This window comes from Treponema sp. C6A8, assembly GCF_000619925.1.
In the GTDB taxonomy this organism is placed as follows: Bacteria; Spirochaetota; Spirochaetia; order Treponematales; family Treponemataceae; genus Treponema_D.
In genome coordinates this window covers 45420-61182 of the sequence record NZ_JHVB01000009.1, presented here as the reverse complement: position 1 = coordinate 61182, position 15763 = coordinate 45420, and the positions used below count along the sequence as shown (strand labels likewise).

Annotated in this window: 15 protein-coding genes; 5 read left to right on the top strand and 10 right to left on the bottom strand. The window is 45.2% G+C overall.

The genetic code is table 11. From position 1 onward, the window contains the following. Window positions 1–40: 40 nt before the first annotated feature. Both T530_RS13995 and T530_RS0108785 read right to left on the bottom strand, forming a co-directional pair. Window positions 41–1708: a B12-binding domain-containing radical SAM protein gene (locus tag T530_RS13995; RefSeq protein WP_051537912.1), complete on the bottom strand. Its 1668-nt coding sequence runs from the start codon at window positions 1706–1708 to the stop codon at window positions 41–43. Between the two features lie 3 nt (window positions 1709–1711). Next, entirely contained in the window at window positions 1712–2929 is a 1218-nt protein-coding gene (locus tag T530_RS0108785; protein ID WP_027728688.1) for a glycosyltransferase, read from the bottom strand. Between the two features lie 44 nt (window positions 2930–2973). Between T530_RS0108785 and T530_RS0108780 the strand changes: the two genes are divergently transcribed. Then, the gene (locus tag T530_RS0108780; RefSeq protein WP_027728687.1) at window positions 2974–4317 is read left to right on the top strand and encodes an MATE family efflux transporter; all 1344 of its coding nucleotides are present in this window, start codon (window positions 2974–2976) and stop codon (window positions 4315–4317) included. Between the two features lie 275 nt (window positions 4318–4592). On the opposite strand, the gene T530_RS0108775 is transcribed toward T530_RS0108780, so the two are convergent. After that, a complete protein-coding gene (locus tag T530_RS0108775; protein WP_027728686.1) occupies window positions 4593–5090 on the bottom strand; it encodes a DUF2147 domain-containing protein in 498 nt (165 codons plus the stop codon). A gap of 160 nt (window positions 5091–5250) precedes the next feature. Between T530_RS0108775 and trxB the strand changes: the two genes are divergently transcribed. The 3 genes from trxB to T530_RS0108760 are packed head-to-tail and all read left to right on the top strand — an operon-like array spanning window position 5251 to window position 8476. Beyond that, a complete protein-coding gene (gene trxB, locus T530_RS0108770; protein ID WP_027728685.1) occupies window positions 5251–6165 on the top strand; it encodes a thioredoxin-disulfide reductase in 915 nt (304 codons plus the stop codon). 9 nt (window positions 6166–6174) lie between these two features. After that, window positions 6175–6738 (top strand): hypothetical protein, encoded by a 564-nt coding sequence (locus T530_RS0108765; protein ID WP_027728684.1) that lies wholly within the window; start codon window positions 6175–6177, stop codon window positions 6736–6738. Continuing rightward, a complete protein-coding gene (locus T530_RS0108760; RefSeq protein ID WP_027728683.1) occupies window positions 6725–8476 on the top strand; it encodes a glycoside hydrolase family 3 protein in 1752 nt (583 codons plus the stop codon). The genes T530_RS0108765 and T530_RS0108760 overlap by 14 nt, the downstream gene beginning before the upstream one ends. A gap of 113 nt (window positions 8477–8589) precedes the next feature. Here T530_RS0108760 and T530_RS0108750 read toward each other — a convergent pair whose 3' ends face one another. From T530_RS0108750 to T530_RS13990, 3 genes are all read right to left on the bottom strand, one after another. Then, entirely contained in the window at window positions 8590–9270 is a 681-nt protein-coding gene (locus tag T530_RS0108750) for a tRNA-uridine aminocarboxypropyltransferase (protein WP_027728682.1), read from the bottom strand. A 2-nt stretch (window positions 9271–9272) separates the two neighbouring features. Further along, window positions 9273–10976: an AMP-binding protein gene (locus T530_RS0108745; protein ID WP_038074281.1), complete on the bottom strand. Its 1704-nt coding sequence runs from the start codon at window positions 10974–10976 to the stop codon at window positions 9273–9275. Between the two features lie 133 nt (window positions 10977–11109). Then, entirely contained in the window at window positions 11110–12555 is a 1446-nt protein-coding gene (locus T530_RS13990; RefSeq protein ID WP_051537911.1) for a hypothetical protein, read from the bottom strand. A 235-nt stretch (window positions 12556–12790) separates the two neighbouring features. On the opposite strand from T530_RS13990, the gene T530_RS15315 reads away from it, so the two are divergent. Beyond that, window positions 12791–12916 carry a hypothetical protein gene (locus T530_RS15315; protein ID WP_256380939.1) on the top strand — a complete coding sequence of 42 codons (126 nt, stop codon included), beginning with the start codon at window positions 12791–12793 and terminating at the stop codon, window positions 12914–12916. Window positions 12917–12951: 35 nt separating this feature from the next. On the opposite strand, the gene lptB is transcribed toward T530_RS15315, so the two are convergent. Genes lptB through T530_RS13980 form a run of 4 tightly spaced genes read right to left on the bottom strand, consistent with a single transcriptional unit; the run spans window position 12952 to window position 15731 of the window. Further along, a complete protein-coding gene (gene lptB / locus T530_RS0108730; RefSeq protein ID WP_027728680.1) occupies window positions 12952–13689 on the bottom strand; it encodes an LPS export ABC transporter ATP-binding protein in 738 nt (245 codons plus the stop codon). Further along, window positions 13686–14345, bottom strand: coding sequence for an LptA/OstA family protein (locus tag T530_RS13985; protein ID WP_038074221.1), 660 nt, complete (start codon window positions 14343–14345; stop codon window positions 13686–13688). The genes lptB and T530_RS13985 overlap by 4 nt, the downstream gene beginning before the upstream one ends. Beyond that, the gene (gene lptC / locus T530_RS0108720; protein ID WP_027728679.1) at window positions 14342–14893 is read right to left on the bottom strand and encodes an LPS export ABC transporter periplasmic protein LptC; all 552 of its coding nucleotides are present in this window, start codon (window positions 14891–14893) and stop codon (window positions 14342–14344) included. The genes T530_RS13985 and lptC overlap by 4 nt, the downstream gene beginning before the upstream one ends. 1 nt (window position 14894) lies before the next feature. After that, window positions 14895–15731, bottom strand: coding sequence for a rhomboid family intramembrane serine protease (locus tag T530_RS13980; RefSeq protein WP_051537910.1), 837 nt, complete (start codon window positions 15729–15731; stop codon window positions 14895–14897). Between the last annotated feature and the right edge of the window lie 32 nt (window positions 15732–15763).

Sequence of the window (15763 nt, the reverse complement as noted above, 5' to 3'; positions counted from 1 at the left end):
TATACAGAAAATCATCAGATGTGAAAATAAGGTGTGATTTTTACTTTATAACCCTGAAATCCGCTAGGTGCCCGTTCATGAAGGTCTGGATTTTGCAGGGCTGGGGTTTGACGTTCTGGCAGAAGAATTTGAGGTCGCCGGCGTATTCGCTGAAGAGGTATTCGGCGTTGTAGGAGAGGCGGAGAGTTTCCTGGCGGCCGCTTTCCTGGGTACGCGCCAGGGCGCCGTTTAAACTGATAAGGTCTTTTGCCGCGCTGAAGAGGCGCTGAAGGCCGGCACGGTCGAAGAGTTTTTTTATAAAGTCCAGCTGCAGTTTTTCTATCTGGGGATGCTGCAGATTTGTAAGATTTGGAAGGGGGCCGTTTCCCGCGGCGCCTGAATTGCTGGCGTTGAGATGGTCTGCAAACTGGGCGAAAAACTGAGAAGGGCGGATTTTTGCAGCATGGCAGATTGTGTTGAACCAGGGAACGGCCCGGCCCTGATTGTAGAAAAGGTCGCAGGCAGCGGAAAGCGATGCGGCGCGGGAAATATCTTCTTTTGAAAATAAATCTGTGTGGATGATGTGGTATGGCGGTTGGGGCTCAAAAGTCAGGTGAAGGTCGCCGGCGCGGTCAAAAAGATCGGTTCCGGGCAGCACTGAAAGGCAGAAAAGCTCCAGATTGTTAGGGTAGAGGGAAATTGCAAAGTCGATTCCCTCTTTAAAGCCCCGCAAGGTTTCGCCGGGAAGTCCGTAAATCAGGTCAAAACCGAAAATTACCCCTTCGCGGTTGAGAATTGCGATATTTTTTGTGAACTGCTTCTTGTTGAAGGGGCGGTGAACCAGAGCGAGTACGTCGGGATTTGCGCTCTGAAGGCCAATCTGCACGGCGCAGGGGATTTTCGTAAAGGCGCGGGCAAGCTCCGGTGTGATGAACTCGGCGCGGGCTTCAAAATAATAGAAGGTATCGGGTGTTTTTTGCGCCATAAGCTTGAGGATTTGAAGGGCGCGTTCCTTGTTTGCATTGTAGGTTGGATCCAGCACGAAAACCTGAGGGATTTTTTTTGCGGCAAAAAGTTCGAGTTCGGCGCGGATTCTTTCCATTGGGAAAAGGCGGACAGTTTTTGAGCCCTTTGATTCGTAACAGTAGGAGCATTTGAAGGGACAGCCGCGGGCAAGTTCCCAGAGGGCCCCGCCGTATTCTGAAGGATCGATTGTTCCGTCCAGGTAGGGGGAACTGAGGCTTGCAAGGTCGATTTGAGATGTTGTAAGGATACATGATAGAGGATTGCCGTCTTTGGCCGGCTTGGTCTTATCTTCCGCCCCGCTTATCAGCTTTGCCACAAGTTCAGGAACTTTAATTTCCCCCTCGCCGGAAACGGTGTAGTCAAAGCTTGTAAAAACTTCCGGGTGAGCCGTAATTTCGGGACCGCCCGCAATTGTGATTATGCCCTCTGCCCGCAGTTTTTCAGAAACTTCTTCCAGCAGCAGGCGGTTCCACACGAAAACCGAAAAGCAGACAATCGCAGGTTTTTCTTCTATTAAAATGCGATAAATTGAGTCTGCTGTGCAAACCTTGTCTTCCATGGAAAAGGCTGTCAGCTTTACTTCGCAGAGTTCGCGGGTAAGCTGGCTCTGTTTAATTGCCGAAGCAATGCATGCGGCGCCAAGGGGCAGGGCCTGAGGAGATTTTTCTACTAAAAGGGTGGTGCAGATTACTAAGGGTTTCATAACCTAGATTTTTTCGAGCATCTTCATCACTTTGTTTTCGTCAATTTTTTTCGGATAAGCCTTAATGACTTCTTCGTAAACTTTGATTGTCTTTTTTACGTGAGTTTCAATAGTAAACTTTTTGGTTATATCAAGGCTTCTGCGTGAAAACTGTTCCCGCTTGTGCTTGTCTTTTGCAAGTTCAAGGATGTGCTTTTCCATTTCGCGCTCGTTGTCGCAAAGGTAGCCGTTTTGTCCCTGGTAAACTGAATCAAGATAGCTGTCGTCGCGGCGGAGAACAAGAGGAAGGCCTGTCATCTGGGCTTCAAGAATTGTCATGGAATGCATTTCAGAAAGCGAGCAGGTAACAAAAATATTTGCAGTTTCGTAGTAGGTGTGAACCTTCTGCCAGTCAACAAAGCCTGTAAAGATGATTTTTTTCTCTAAGATTTCATTGCGGGCTGCGTAAACAAGCTCTTCGTAGGCAGGGCCGTATCCGACAATCACAGCCTTGATATTAGGATTTTTTGCCGTTACGTGCTGGAAAACCTTTACAAGTTCGATTACGCGCTTTTCTTCTCCCACGCGGCCGACAAACAAAAGCATAATGTCGTCTTTTTCAATGCCAAGCTGTGTGCGGAGGGCCAGTTTTTCTTCTTCACTTGCGTGCTCTGCCATAAACTTTGAGCTGTCGATTGAATTCGGGATAATTACTGACGGCACCTGAGGAATCATATCCGGCTGCTTGTAGTAATTTCTGGCTTTTACAGAAACACCGATAAGGGCGTGGAATTTCTTGTAAAAGTGATTCATAAAACCTACGACCATGGAAGGACGCATAATTTTCTGAACATGAGGAAGATAGTATTTATAGAAATCAACCCACATTGTGTGAGTTGTACAGATTGCAGGAATTTTAAGGATGCGGGCAGCGCGCAGGCCAGCCTTTCCAACTCCGAATTCAGTATGGCAGTGAATGATTTCTACATTCTGCGCTTTCAAATAATGAACAAGAGGATGCATTGCCGGAAGGGCCAGAAACTGATCCGTGCCAAGTCCAAGCGGAACCGAATGAACGCGGTAAATATCCGGGTCATCTGTAGAATATTCTTCTGTAGTGTTTACTGTCACCAGAATTACGCGGTGACCCATTTTGATAAGCTGCTCTCTCAGCTGAACAACCACTGTAACGATACCTGACTTTGTGGGTAAATAACTGTCTGAAAATAAAGCAATTGTCATAACTTTAATTTTACATCAAAATGAAGAAAAAGGGTATCATATTTATGAATACAGAAGCAAAAGATTTTTATAAGTCGCTGGCAAGAATTGTTGCGCCGATTGCGATTCAAAACCTTATCTCCGCTGCCGTAAGTTCCGTGGACGTAATCATGCTGGGCTCTGTCGGACAGACTGCAATTGCCGCAAGTTCCCTGGCCGGACAGATTGTTTTTATCCTCTTTATGATTACAGTCGGCCTTTCTTCTGGACTAGGAATGCTCTGCGCCCAGTACTGGGGAAAAAAGGATCTTGATTCAATCCGAACCCTTACAGGAATTGCCCTGAGAATTTCTTTGACTGTCGGCGTAGTTTTTGGTCTGGCTGCCATGTTTACGCCCCATTTTTTAATGAAGATTTTTACTTCTGATCCTAACCTGATTGAAACTGGCGTCATATACCTTCGCGTGGTTGGCTTCTCCTATATTTTCATGTCCATAACACAGACCTTCTGCGCCACCTTCAAAAGCGTAGAAAAAGTTAAAATCGCCACAGCGCTTACTTTTATTGCTCTTGGAACCAATGTTTTTCTGAACGCCTTTTTCATTTACGGACTTTTCGGCGTTCCAAAGCTTGGAATTATGGGCGTTGGAATTGCAACTTCAATTTCCCGCGCGCTTGAACTTGCTATCTGTCTTGTTTATGCTGCCCGCCAGCAGGAACTTCGCCTTACAATGACAGTGCTTTTCCGCCGCAGTAAGGAACTCACCCACGACTTTTTTAAGTATTCGCTGCCTGCTCTTGGAAACGAGCTTGTCTGGGGAGCCGCTTTTTCAATGTATTCGGTAATTCTTGGACATCTTGGCGAAGATATTGTTGCCGCAAATTCCGTTGTAAACGTTGTCCGAAACCTTGCGACAATTATCTGCTTTGGTATGGCTTACGGTGGAGCAATTCTTCTGGGTAAAACAATCGGTGCCGGCGACATGGCCCTTGCCGAACGTAACGGTTCCCGCCTTGTGCGAAGTACGATTGCTGCGGGGCTTTTAGGGGGCCTTGCCATGATCTGTATGTACCCGATTATGCCTCTTCTCGCACATCTTTCCGAAACTGCCGCTCATTACAGAAACATTCTTTTGTTCATCAACTCTTACTCGATAGTCGGTGCAACAATTAACACCGTTTTGATTTGCGGAATCTTCCGTGCCGGCGGCGATTCAAAGTTCGGTTTTATCCTGGATGCCTGCTTTATGTGGGGCGTTGCCGTTCCTGTCGGCCTTATCTGCGCATTCGTGCTCAAGCTTCCGCCTCTCACCGTATACTTCATCCTCTTCCTGGATGAGTTCGTTAAAATGCCGCCAAGCGTAATTCATTACTTTAAAAAAGGCTGGCTCAGAGATATCACTCGGTAAGTCCTACAACTTGTGCTTGCGCAAGTTAAGGCGTGGTTACGGGCATCTGGAAGTTGGTGTTAAGATTACGACCACGCCAATACTCGGTAGCGTAAAAATGTTAGCTACAGGTACAAGTGCCGCGACGCTACCTGCCGTCTGCGCTGCGCGCATCCGCATTAAAATCTTCACTTACATGTTAAAAAAGGCAGCCGCCCGCAAGAAACTATGAAAAACTCACGGACGGCTATAAATATATCTAAAAAAAAGGAGCTAAATTATGGCTGGAAGTTGCATTAGCGGATAGCTCTTGCCTCTTCCTCAGTTGCTTTCTTCCAATACTGGCTGCGGCCGATTGGTCCGATAGAACCGCGCATTTCCAGTGTTTCTACTTCATACTTTTTGCCGTCTGCGGCATGGTATGTAATTTTACATGTATATTTGCTTCCGTCGCCCGGGTCAACGATGCTTCCTTTGCCCCAAACGCCTTCAGAAAGTTTTTCCAGGTTGTAAATCCAGTCTGTACCAACCATTACCATTTCGCACAAAGGTCCCTGTTTTGGGAAATCTTTTGGAGTTGCTTTCTTAGCTCCGTAAGCAACCTGATCCTGTGGCTCACCGTGAACGGCAGTCATAGTACCAAACAATTTTCCGTCTTTTTCATAGATGTACCAGCCGGCTGTAGCCTCGTTGGTCTTTTCATCATAAGAAATCCAGTAGCCTTCTGCTGGGTCTGCAAAAGCGAATACAGAACCGATAAATAATGCAGCAATAATTGCAGTAATTTTTTTCATTTGTCCAAAGCCTCCTAAGCTTTTTCTGGGAAGTTTGCTCTTCTTTAGTGATAGTCTTACTATCAGTAGTATAGGATAACTATCATATAATTGCAAGTTTTTTTTGCAAATTTCTTAGTTTTTTTAAGATTAAGGGAGGAAAATTGTATATAATTTAAGTATGGATACTCGGATTTTCGATTATGTTATTATTGGAGCGGGGCCTGCGGGACTTGCTTCTGCTCAATATGCTGCGCGTGGCGGCCTCTTATGCGTAGTACTCGATGCCTCAATGTCAGGCGGGCAGGTTGGACAGATTTCTGATCTCGAAAATTATCCGGGACTTTTTCCTTCTCAGAACGGTTCCGACTTTATGCAGAAAATGAAGGAGCAGGCTGAAGCCTTTGGAGCCGAGATTGTTGAAGCTTTTGTTTCTTCAATCGATAAAAAAGATGACACCTTTATCGTAACTACAAGAAAGACAATTTATTACGCGAAGGCCCTTTGTATTGCAACAGGCGCCGTTCATACAGAGCTGGGAATTCCCGGTGAGGAGAAATTCCAGGGGCGGGGAGTCTCTTACTGCGCAGTTTGTGACGGACCTTTTTTTGCAGGCAAGAAAATCTTTGTAGTCGGCGGCGGTGATTCAGCCTGCAGCGAGGCAACCTTCCTGACAAATATTTCTGATGACGTAACGATTATTCACCGTCGTGATTCCTTCCGCGCCCAGAAGGCTGTTGTGGAAAAAATGCTGAATGCCGGTGTTAAGCCTCTTTATGATACTGTCGTTCGCGAAGTTCTTGGTGAAAATAAGCTTGAATGGCTCATGCTGGAAGATTTGAAAACTGGCAAGGTGACAGAAGTTCCTGCCGACGCCCTTTTCATTTTTACCGGAATGGTGCCAAAGACTTCTCTTGTCGATATGCTTCCAAAGGATGACGCCGGCTATATCATAACTGATGAAAATATGATGACTGCAATGCCTGGGCTTTTTGTTGCGGGTGATGTCCGCTCAAAGCCTTTCCGCCAGATTGTAACGGCTGTGAATGACGGTGCAATTGCGGCTCACGCGGCACAGAAATTTTTGGAAAAGTAAGGGGTGAAAATGAAAAATATTACCGACGCGCTTTCAAATTTTTCTAAAAAACTTTCCCGCTTTGAAGAGGCAGAAGATAAGGAATTTATCAAGCCTGTCAGCAAGGACGCTCCCCTTCAGAAAAAAATCAATCTGACAGAAGAAGAAAAGATTGCAAGAATTAAGGCTCAATACGAAAAATACGTAAATCCTGTTTCCAAGGAAGTTGAAGAAGATGAAGAGTCGGTTTTATCTGCACTCCGGATTTTCAAGGCCGCTAAACTTGCAGAGCAGACTGAAATCTCTCAAAAAAAGGAAAAGCCGACTTCCATCCACGAAATCAATTTTAAATCTCCTATATGCCAGAAAAATGATTATGTTTACGGCAAAAATCTGATTTATCTTACTTACTGGCTTCAGACCTTTCATGGCGAAAAAGAATGGATTCCATCTATATATAAGTTTAATTCCGGCGAGCGTTTTTTGGAATTTATTCCTGCCGAAACTAAACATTACGACTACGAGGAAAATGCAATCCTCAATGTATTAAAAACTTTGAATCAGACAGGCGGAAAAATAGATGAAAAAATATAGCTTCTTGGTTAAAACTGCAATTTTTACCCTGCTTCTTGGGCTTGGCGCAGGCGGCTTATTTTTTGCTCAGACCTTTAATCTCTTAAATGATGACAAAGTGCAGGAAAAATCCGGCGAAATTTCCTCTTCCAGCAATGTCACCTTCTGGTCGGATATTCCCAGTGACGAGCTTTCGCGCCTGATTACTGACCAGATGACTAATTCCGAGCTTTTGAGCCAGACCTTTATGTTCGGCTGGGCGGGTGCTGAGCCTCCTCTTCTTTTGCACTGGTGGGTTGAGCGCGGACTTGGAAGCATTAAGGTTTTTGGCTGGAACACTGATGATATTCATACGGTTGCAAAATCGGTTGCGACCATGCAGCATAAATCGGCAGAGGGACGCTTTCAGATTCCTCTTTTTGTTGCAACAGACCAGGAGGGCGGCTGGGTTCGCCATGTAAAGGGCGATACTACAATTGCGCCGGGAAACATGGCAATCGGCGCCTCTGGTTATCCTATTGATTCCTGGTACAGCGCCTACTACATCTGCCGGGAAATCAAAATCCTTGGCATCAACATGAACTTTGCTCCGACTGTTGATCTTTTTACAAATCACGATTCAACGATTATCGGAACCCGCGCCTTTGGCGACGACCCGGACAAGGCGGGTATTTTGGGAAGCGCTTTCCTTTCTGGAAGCCAGGCTGCCGGCGTTATCCCGACGGTTAAACATTTTCCGGGGCACGGCGACACAAGCCTGGACTCTCACGGAAAGCTTCCTGTAATCAATGTTGATTTTGAAACCCTTAAAAAACGCGAGCTTGTGCCTTACATGTATCTTTTTAAGGAAGGCTGCCCGGCCCTTATGTCCGGTCATTTGAGCTTCCCTTTAATCGAAAAAAGCGGCGCCCCTGCCAGCCTTTCAAAATACTTCCTTACAGAAATCCTTCGCAATCAGATGGGCTATGAAGGACTTATCATCACTGACGATATGGCCATGGTCGGAGCTACAAGTTATGCAGGTTCCCTTTCTGCCGCCTTTAAGATGGCGCTGGAAGCCGGAAACGACATTATCCTTTCTTCATCAACTCCGCTTTTGAACGAGCAGCTCTGGGTTAAAAACCTTGATTTGATGGACAGGGACGATGCCTTCCGAAACCGCGTAAAGGATGCTGCCCGTCGTGTAATTAAGGCAAAACTTGATTACTTTAAGAGCGAAAATCCGGCGCCTCTTTATCCGAATCCGGAAACAATTGACGAATATGTGCCTGACCGTGAAGGCGAGAAATTCTTCCTTGAACAGGCCTGCCGCTCAATTACAATAGAAAAAAAGGGAACTATGCCCCTCACCAGTGCCAACGGCGGCCGCATTCTTTTGTGCGGAAGCCTTCCAAACTTTTTCTCCGAGGCAAAAAAACGCTGGCCTGAAGCAGGCTTCTTCCGTTTTGACTATGATTTGGGCCCTAACGGCACCCAGTGGGTTTTAGACAACCTGCCGCCTCTTGCTGCCGGCTACGACACTTTAATAATCTGTGTTTCAAGCGAAAATCACGCCAAGGTTGCTGAATATTTCAAGCGCAGCGGAAAGCGTATTATAATTCTGAACACCATGTCACCGACTTTGGGAGAACGCCTTGACTGGGCAGACACTGTTCTTTTGGGCTACAGCTGGCGCTGTGATTATTCCCTTACTGCCATGGTAGGCGCCCTGGCCGGCGAGTTCGAAGCAATAGGTGAGAAACCTTATATTGGAAGGTGAGCAAAGTGGGACGCAGGCGGAAATTAAGGACAAATGCGACGGTATAAAGCATTTGTCCGCAGTGCGGGGTGATACCTTGATTTTCGCCGTCGCTGGGACCCGCTTTGCGCATTTTAAAATGTAGGAATAATTCTCAACTTATTATACTTCGCATCGTAATCATGGGTGCTCGGTCGAAGTCCCATAATGCGCTCGTTTTCGGCGGTCAGCTGGAACTTAATCATTTCCTTGAATACGTCCATAAGGGGCTCGGGATTTACTTCGGCGTTTGCAAGGCCGCAGGTCTGTAATTCCTTTATCATGTAGTAGCAGCTTTCGATTGTGCTGATATATTCAGGTTTTGGTTCGTGCTTGAAGGTGAAAATCGAACGGTAATCACCGGAAAAGCTGAGTCTCGGATATTCCAGCAAAAAGGGATTGTGATCAATCATCTTTTTGGCGCAGAACCAGGTGGCGTCAAGAATTATAATCAGCGGGATACGGTCGCCTACGGCTTCCTTAAAGCCTTCCTTTTTTGCGTTCCAGGCTTCATTGCCCGGATACATCATCATTGGAAAATATTTTGGGTCGTGGAGTAATTCCTGAAGTCTTGTATTCTGGCTAAAATCCAGACCCTGTATGATTTCTGAGTCTTTTAGAGAAATGTGGGCAAGCTGGCCTGTTCCCGTTCGGTTGCGTTTCGCTTCTTTTGGATGCATTAAAAAAACAAACTTTACGCCCGGGTCCAGTTCTTTTGTGAAGCGGCACAAGCAGTTTGAGGCTGGTTTAAAGCATTTGTAGCAGCGTTCGCTCACGGCTAGAAATCCTGCTTGATGTTCTGAGTATCTTTACCCTTGTCTTTTTCGCGGATTTCTACACGGCGGATTTTTCCCGAAATTGTCTTTGGAAGTTCTTTTACAAACTCAAAGATGCGGGGACATTTATACATAGCTGTGTTTTCTTTTGCAAAGGTAGAAAGCTCGCGCTCCATATCAGCAGGATCTTTTGAATCATAGCCCGGAGAAAGCACGATTGTAGCCTTGATTGCCATTCCTCGTTTAGGGTCATCTACGCCTGTAACCGCACATTCCATAACTGCAGGGTGCTTCTGCAAGATAGATTCAACTTCAAAAGGACTTACGCGGTAACCGGCAGTCTTAATGATATCATCCTTGCGGCCAACGAACATTACATAGCCTTCTTCGTCCATGTAAACGTTATCGCCTGTGTGATACCAGCCGCCGTCAAAAGCGTCTGCAGTAAGAACAACGTCGCGGTAATAACCAACGAGGAGTCCGAAAGGATGTCCGTCTTCAACGTGAATACAAAGTTCGCCGACTTCTCCTGTCGGAACAGGCTTGTTGTTTTCATTAAGAATTGCTACATCATAAAGCGGGTTAGGGCGTCCCATTGAACCCGGCTTAATTGGTGAGTATTCCATAAAGTTGCCGCAGATGATTGTTGATTCAGTCTGTCCGTAGCCTTCAAAAATCTTCTTTCCTGTTTTTTCAAGCCACTTGTTGAAAACTTCGTCGTTCAAAGCTTCACCCGCAGTACTGAAGCGCACGCACTTACTCAAATCGTATTTGTCCAGATCCTGACGAACCAGGAAGCGGTAAACGGTAGGAGGCGCACAGAAGGTTGTGAGGCCGTATTTAGAAATCATTTCAAGCATTTTTGCAGGCTTGAACATATTCATATCGTAAACAAACTGAGCTGTTCCGCAAATCCACTGACCGTAAAGCTTACCCCAGGTAGCCTTTGCCCAGCCGGTTTCTGCAATCGAAAGGTGGAGCCCGTCATCAAGAACGCCGTGCCAGTATTTTGCAGTGATGATGTGTCCGATAGGGTAGTCAAAATTCTGCAAAACCATCTTAGGATAGCCCGAAGTTCCCGAAGTAAAGTAAAGAAGCATCGGGTCATCGTTGTGAGTTGCGGCTTCACCTACAGGGCGAGGGAATTCTGCCGGCAATCGCTCATATTCCTCGTGGAAGCTGATCCAGTCGCCGTGAGGCTCCCCTACAGTTACAAGGTATTTTACGCTAGGCGACTTAGGCATTGATTTTTCAATTTCGCCCATGATGTTAGGGTTGTTGTAGGTGATAATCATCTTTACGTCGGCAGCGTTTGTGCGGTATTCAATATCGCTCTGCAAAAGCTGGTCGGTAGCAGGAATTACAATGGCACCGATTCTGTGAAGAGCCGGCATCAAAATCCACCATTCATAGCGGCGGCGCAAAATCAGCATTACAGTGTCGCCCTTTTTGATTCCCCTGGAAGTCAGCCAGTAAGCGGCGCGTTTTGATTCGCGTGAAATATCATCAAAAGTGAAGGTTTCTTCGTCGTTATTATCGTCAATCCATACAAGGGCGCGTTTTCCCGGGCAGTCCTTTGCGTAGCGGTCAACAATGTCGTATGCAAAGTTGAAGTCGGGAATAGTCTTCAATCGGCAGTGAGCCTTAAAATCGTCGTAATCTTTAAATTCTCTGTCTTCAACTAAAAATTCATGTGAAAGTTCCATAACCTTTATCATAGCATTTTTGCAAACGATGAGCAAACGCAAAAAAGGGGAAGGGGGAAAGCCTTCCCCTCGCTTCAACCGCCTTCGGCGTTTTCCGCTACCCCTTCCAGCGGGAGTACCCGCAACGCCCCTGTTATATGCCTCTTATTTCTCCTCCGTCCTTAAGTTTAATGGTCTTACCCTTCAGCCATTTGTTGTCAGGAGATTTTTTATTGTAATAAAGTGTATGTCCGTTTGAAACGATATTTGTGCATTTTTTATCGCCGTTTTCAAAAACTTCCACATATGAATCTGCTGTCAAAGTTACAGTCGCTTTTTTATCAAGCTTCAGGTTTACGTGAGTTGATTTTATCTTTTTGTTGATTGCCCCTGTGTATTCACTTCCTTGGCCAAAGTTCAAAATTACAAAACTGATTTCATCTGCAAAAATATCACCCTTAAGCAGCTGATTTTTTGTATTTACAGTTACCATGCCGCCGTTTTTGCCCTTGCGTCCCCAGCCGCGCTCTGATTCGTTTCCTTCCGCCTGCAAAAGAACATCTCCTGGATTTTCAATCTCTGTATTTTCCAGATTAATGATTCCGTGGGTATTTGTAATATAGAAGAAAGCTCCGTCAGATCTGCTTGTCAGGGTGGAATCCTTTGCAGTAAACACGCTTGTTCCCTGGTCTGCGTCCCCGCTCATACTCTGGTAAAGCATAATTGCCTTTGCCGCTTCCTTATGATGCTTTGCATCCGCTGCTTTTGTGCCGCCAGAAAGTTTTGAATTTTCTATTGTTATTGAGTTCTTTCCTTCAATAACGGCAATTTCAGAAGCATTTGCCTGGCCTTCCAGATTTTTTACGCAGATATTACCGGTCGAATAAATTACAGGAGAACCTTCTCCGTTAGTAAGAGCTTTTCCGCCGTTTACAATTACGTCGCCTTCCCCGCGGTCGGTTGCAAAGGCTGCTGAATGTGCCCCCTGAGTTTCAATATCAACATTTTTTGCAAGGATTTTTCCGCCGTAGGTTGCATCAAGACCTCGTGAAGAATTCTGCTCTGTGCGGATTTTAATGTTTTCTGCCTCAATTACAGTGCCTTCACCGGTCGCAAAAACTGCGTTTGAGCCGTCTGCATCAGAAGTGACAGTCACGTTTTTAAGGTTTACGCTGCTTTCTCCCTTGGCAATTACAGCCGCATTAAGTCCAAAGAAATTGCTCTGTCCGCCGCTGGAAGTGTCACCGGCATTTTTAGCAAAAACTGCATCACTTACGCTGACTTTTGCCCCCTTCTGAGCAAGAAGTACGCTTTTATCTCCTTCTTCGCAAGTGTATTCTCCCTCCGAAATCTTTTTTTCTTCATCACTTACAATTATTGTCGCAGTAAGTTCAGGCTCCTTTTCATCAGGAATATGTCCGAATTCGCCCGGCATTTCCTCTGGCGGCAGTCCTTCTGGCGGCGGCGGTGGCAGTTCCCCGTCTGCAAAATCCTTTGGCGGCATACCTTTTGGAGCCTTTCCTGATATCGCTTTATTCTGAACGGCATAAAGCCCCAAAACAAGTAAAAATCCTGTAATCACAAAAATACATCTTTTCATAAATCACCTCGAAAAATTGATTTATAAAAAACACAAGGCGTGAGGTTAATCGTTACTGGAAAAAAGTGTTATTAAGCATAGTCTTATAATTATTTTGTCTTTCTTTTAAGCTGGGTTTATAATCTAAGTTGATGAATTTTATAAAGAGTGCTGCATCAAAAATCACGAGGCTGTAATTCCTGCCTCAATTAATTTTTCCCGCCTGGATTTTGAACTTGCTTCTCCGATTTTTGACATGATGAAAATTGACATGAAATTTTTGAGTCAGTTTTCGGAAAATAAGAAAACTCAGCCAATTCTTTCCAGCGTTGTAAATCTTGCTCAGAAAATCGGCATGCAGATGCTGACTGAAGCTCCTTAAAAATTGGCAGGTAAAACTGAAAAAGCCGCATTTCCCTACATTGAGAAATCTTTTCCAAGATAAATCTCTCTTGCAATTTCAGAGTTCAGAATGTCATCCTTGCTGCCCTGGGTAATGATTGTACCCTGGTTTATGATTATGGCCCGGTCTGTAATTTCCAGAGTATCGCGGACGTTGTGGTCGGTAATCAAAATTCCGATTCCCCGCTCAGCCAGAAGATGAATCATTCCCTTGATGTCGGCAACGGCAATAGGGTCAATTCCTGCAAAAGGCTCGTCCAGCAGAAGAAATTTAGGTTCCATGGCAAGCGAGCGGGCAATTTCTGTTCGGCGTCGTTCACCACCCGAAAGGGTAAAGGCCTTCTGCTTGCGGATTCGCCCTATTGAAAATTCGTCTATTAAGCGTTCAAGTCGGTCACGTTTTTCGCCGGTTGTTAAATCTTTTCTTGTTTCCAGAATCGACCAGATGTTTTCTTCAACCGTAAACTTTCTGAAAACTGAAGGTTCCTGGGGAAGATAGGCGATTCCAAGGCGGGCCCGCTTGTACATAGGAAGATTTGTAATGCACATGTCATCAAGAAAAACTTCGCCCGCTGTCGGCTTGTAAAAACCTACTACCATGTAAAAGGTTGTAGTTTTTCCCGCTCCGTTAGGGCCAAGAAGTCCCAGAACTTCTCCCACCTGCATTGAAAATTCAACTCCGCGTACAACTTCCTTGCGGCCAAAAGCTTTATATAAACTTGAAACTCGTAATGTGTGATTTTCTGCCATTATTCAGCTCCCTCTTCTTCGCTGCTTTCACTTTCTTTCTTTTCCTTTGTGTCGGTAACAGTTCCCTTTACGTTTCCGCCAAGAGTAATATTCTGAGTGTCCAGATCAAGAGTGATAAACTGGGCTCGGAAAGTGTCGTCCTTCTGCTTTACCTGAGCGTTACCTGAAATTTCCAGAAGCTGCTGCTCTTTATAGTAAACGGCGTAGGCGCCCGAACAGACATTGTCTTTTTGGGTAAGCGAAATTTGAATCTGCATGATTGCAATGTCTTTGTCCTGGTCGTATTCAATAATCTGAGCGCCGCAGGTTACATTGTTTTCCACATCTACAAGCTTTACGTTTCCCTTAAGGATGATTTTTTTTGTGATGCGGTCGTAGTTCAGTTCGTCGCAGCTGAATTCCATATTTGTTTCAAGGTTCTTGCCAGAAATATTGCCGTTTGCAGAAATGTTGCGGTATTCTTCGCCAGAAAGCTGCAGGGAGTCTGCCTTTATTTCTATTGAATTTGTAGAAACTGTGGCATTTCCGCTCATCGTAGTAGTCGTATTTGAGTTTCCTGCCTGCCCGCTCATGGAATCTGCCGAAAATGTGATTTTTTCTGCCGCTGCGGGTAGTGACAGAAGCGTTAATAAGATGATAATACCCAAGGCCTTCTTCATTCTTCAGCCTCCGAAGTCTCAATTTCGCCCTTTACGCCGCCAGAAAAAGTGAAAGTCTTGCTGATTCCGCTTGCAGAAAATCCGGTCCCCGTCATCACGGTATCTTCTTTTTCAACGCGAACCTCTGAATTAAGTCCGCTTGTAAGCTGCTCGTTTTTTTTATTCCAGCGGAGAATGTCTGCAAAAAAGTTGGTCTTATCAGAATGATTGTAAAGTTCAATGCCTTCGTAAAGTTCGTAAAGGTCTTTTGAGGTGTCTGCAAAAAGATAGCCGCAGCTGCCCTCAGTCGAAACCTGATTTTCGTCATCGTAGACTGTAAAAGTCAGCTTTCTGGCGTAACTTTCCGAGGAATCCTTGTACTGTTCAAGCTTGTCGGCTGCCATTTCTACAGTAACCCGGTCGTTTTCATAGCGGGTGATTTTTGCCTTGGTAAAATAAAGTTCTGGCACGCTGTCGTCCACGTCCAGAGTATCGGAATATTTCAGTGAACAGGATGCTGCGGTGAGAAAAACTAAAGCTAATGCCGGAACGATAATTTTTCCTGTCATCTTAATCGTCAAACCTCATGCTGCTGATAACTGTTTCATCGCCGGCGTAGTTCTGCTGGACTGTATCATCTTCTTTTTTCTTTCCGAAAAGTGATTTTTTAGGCTTCTGGCTTTCACGATAGCTTTCTGCCCGGTTCAAAAGGCCCCCTTCCGACTTTTCACTTTTCTTTGCAGCCTTAGCTTTAGGCGAAGTAAGGAAGGCAAAAAGGCTTCCGCAAAGTCCGCCTGCAACGTTAATAATAATCTGAATTACGGCTGAAGAGTCTGCCTTAAAGTCTGCCGAAAGAATTCCCCTTAATACAAAAAGAATGAAAACAAAAACAAAGCTGAGGGGGATTTTCTTTTTGGAAAGGGAAACAAAGGAATTTAAGAAAATCATCATAAAAATAATTGCTTCACAGCCGTTCAGAGGGGTCTTACAGAAGCAGGCATTCAAAACTCCAGAAAAAAGGGCTGAAACAAAAATCATAATTCCAATTACCACTGTCCCGTAGCGTTCTTCCATTGAAGGGCCTAGCAAAAGCACAAAAATCATATTGCAGACAAGGATTTCACCGGAAGCGGCACCCAGGGCATATAAAAATAAGCGCAGATAAGAAAGCGGATTAGATGCCGAAAAAGCCAGATTGCTTGCAGCGGCCCCTGCCACTCCCAAGGCGCTTCCTGCCGCCCCGCCGCTGCCTCCTGCAATCGGCGAAGTTAAAATCAGGGATGTAAGTTTCTGCTTAAAAACAAGGGAATCCAGAGCAAAAAGGATTATGCAGGCCAGTGCAAAAGTCAAAGTTGCAGGCGCATCATATATAAATTTAAGTCCAAAGAACGATTTTTTATTTGCCATACTTTCTATTATATATGGATATTTTTTTATTT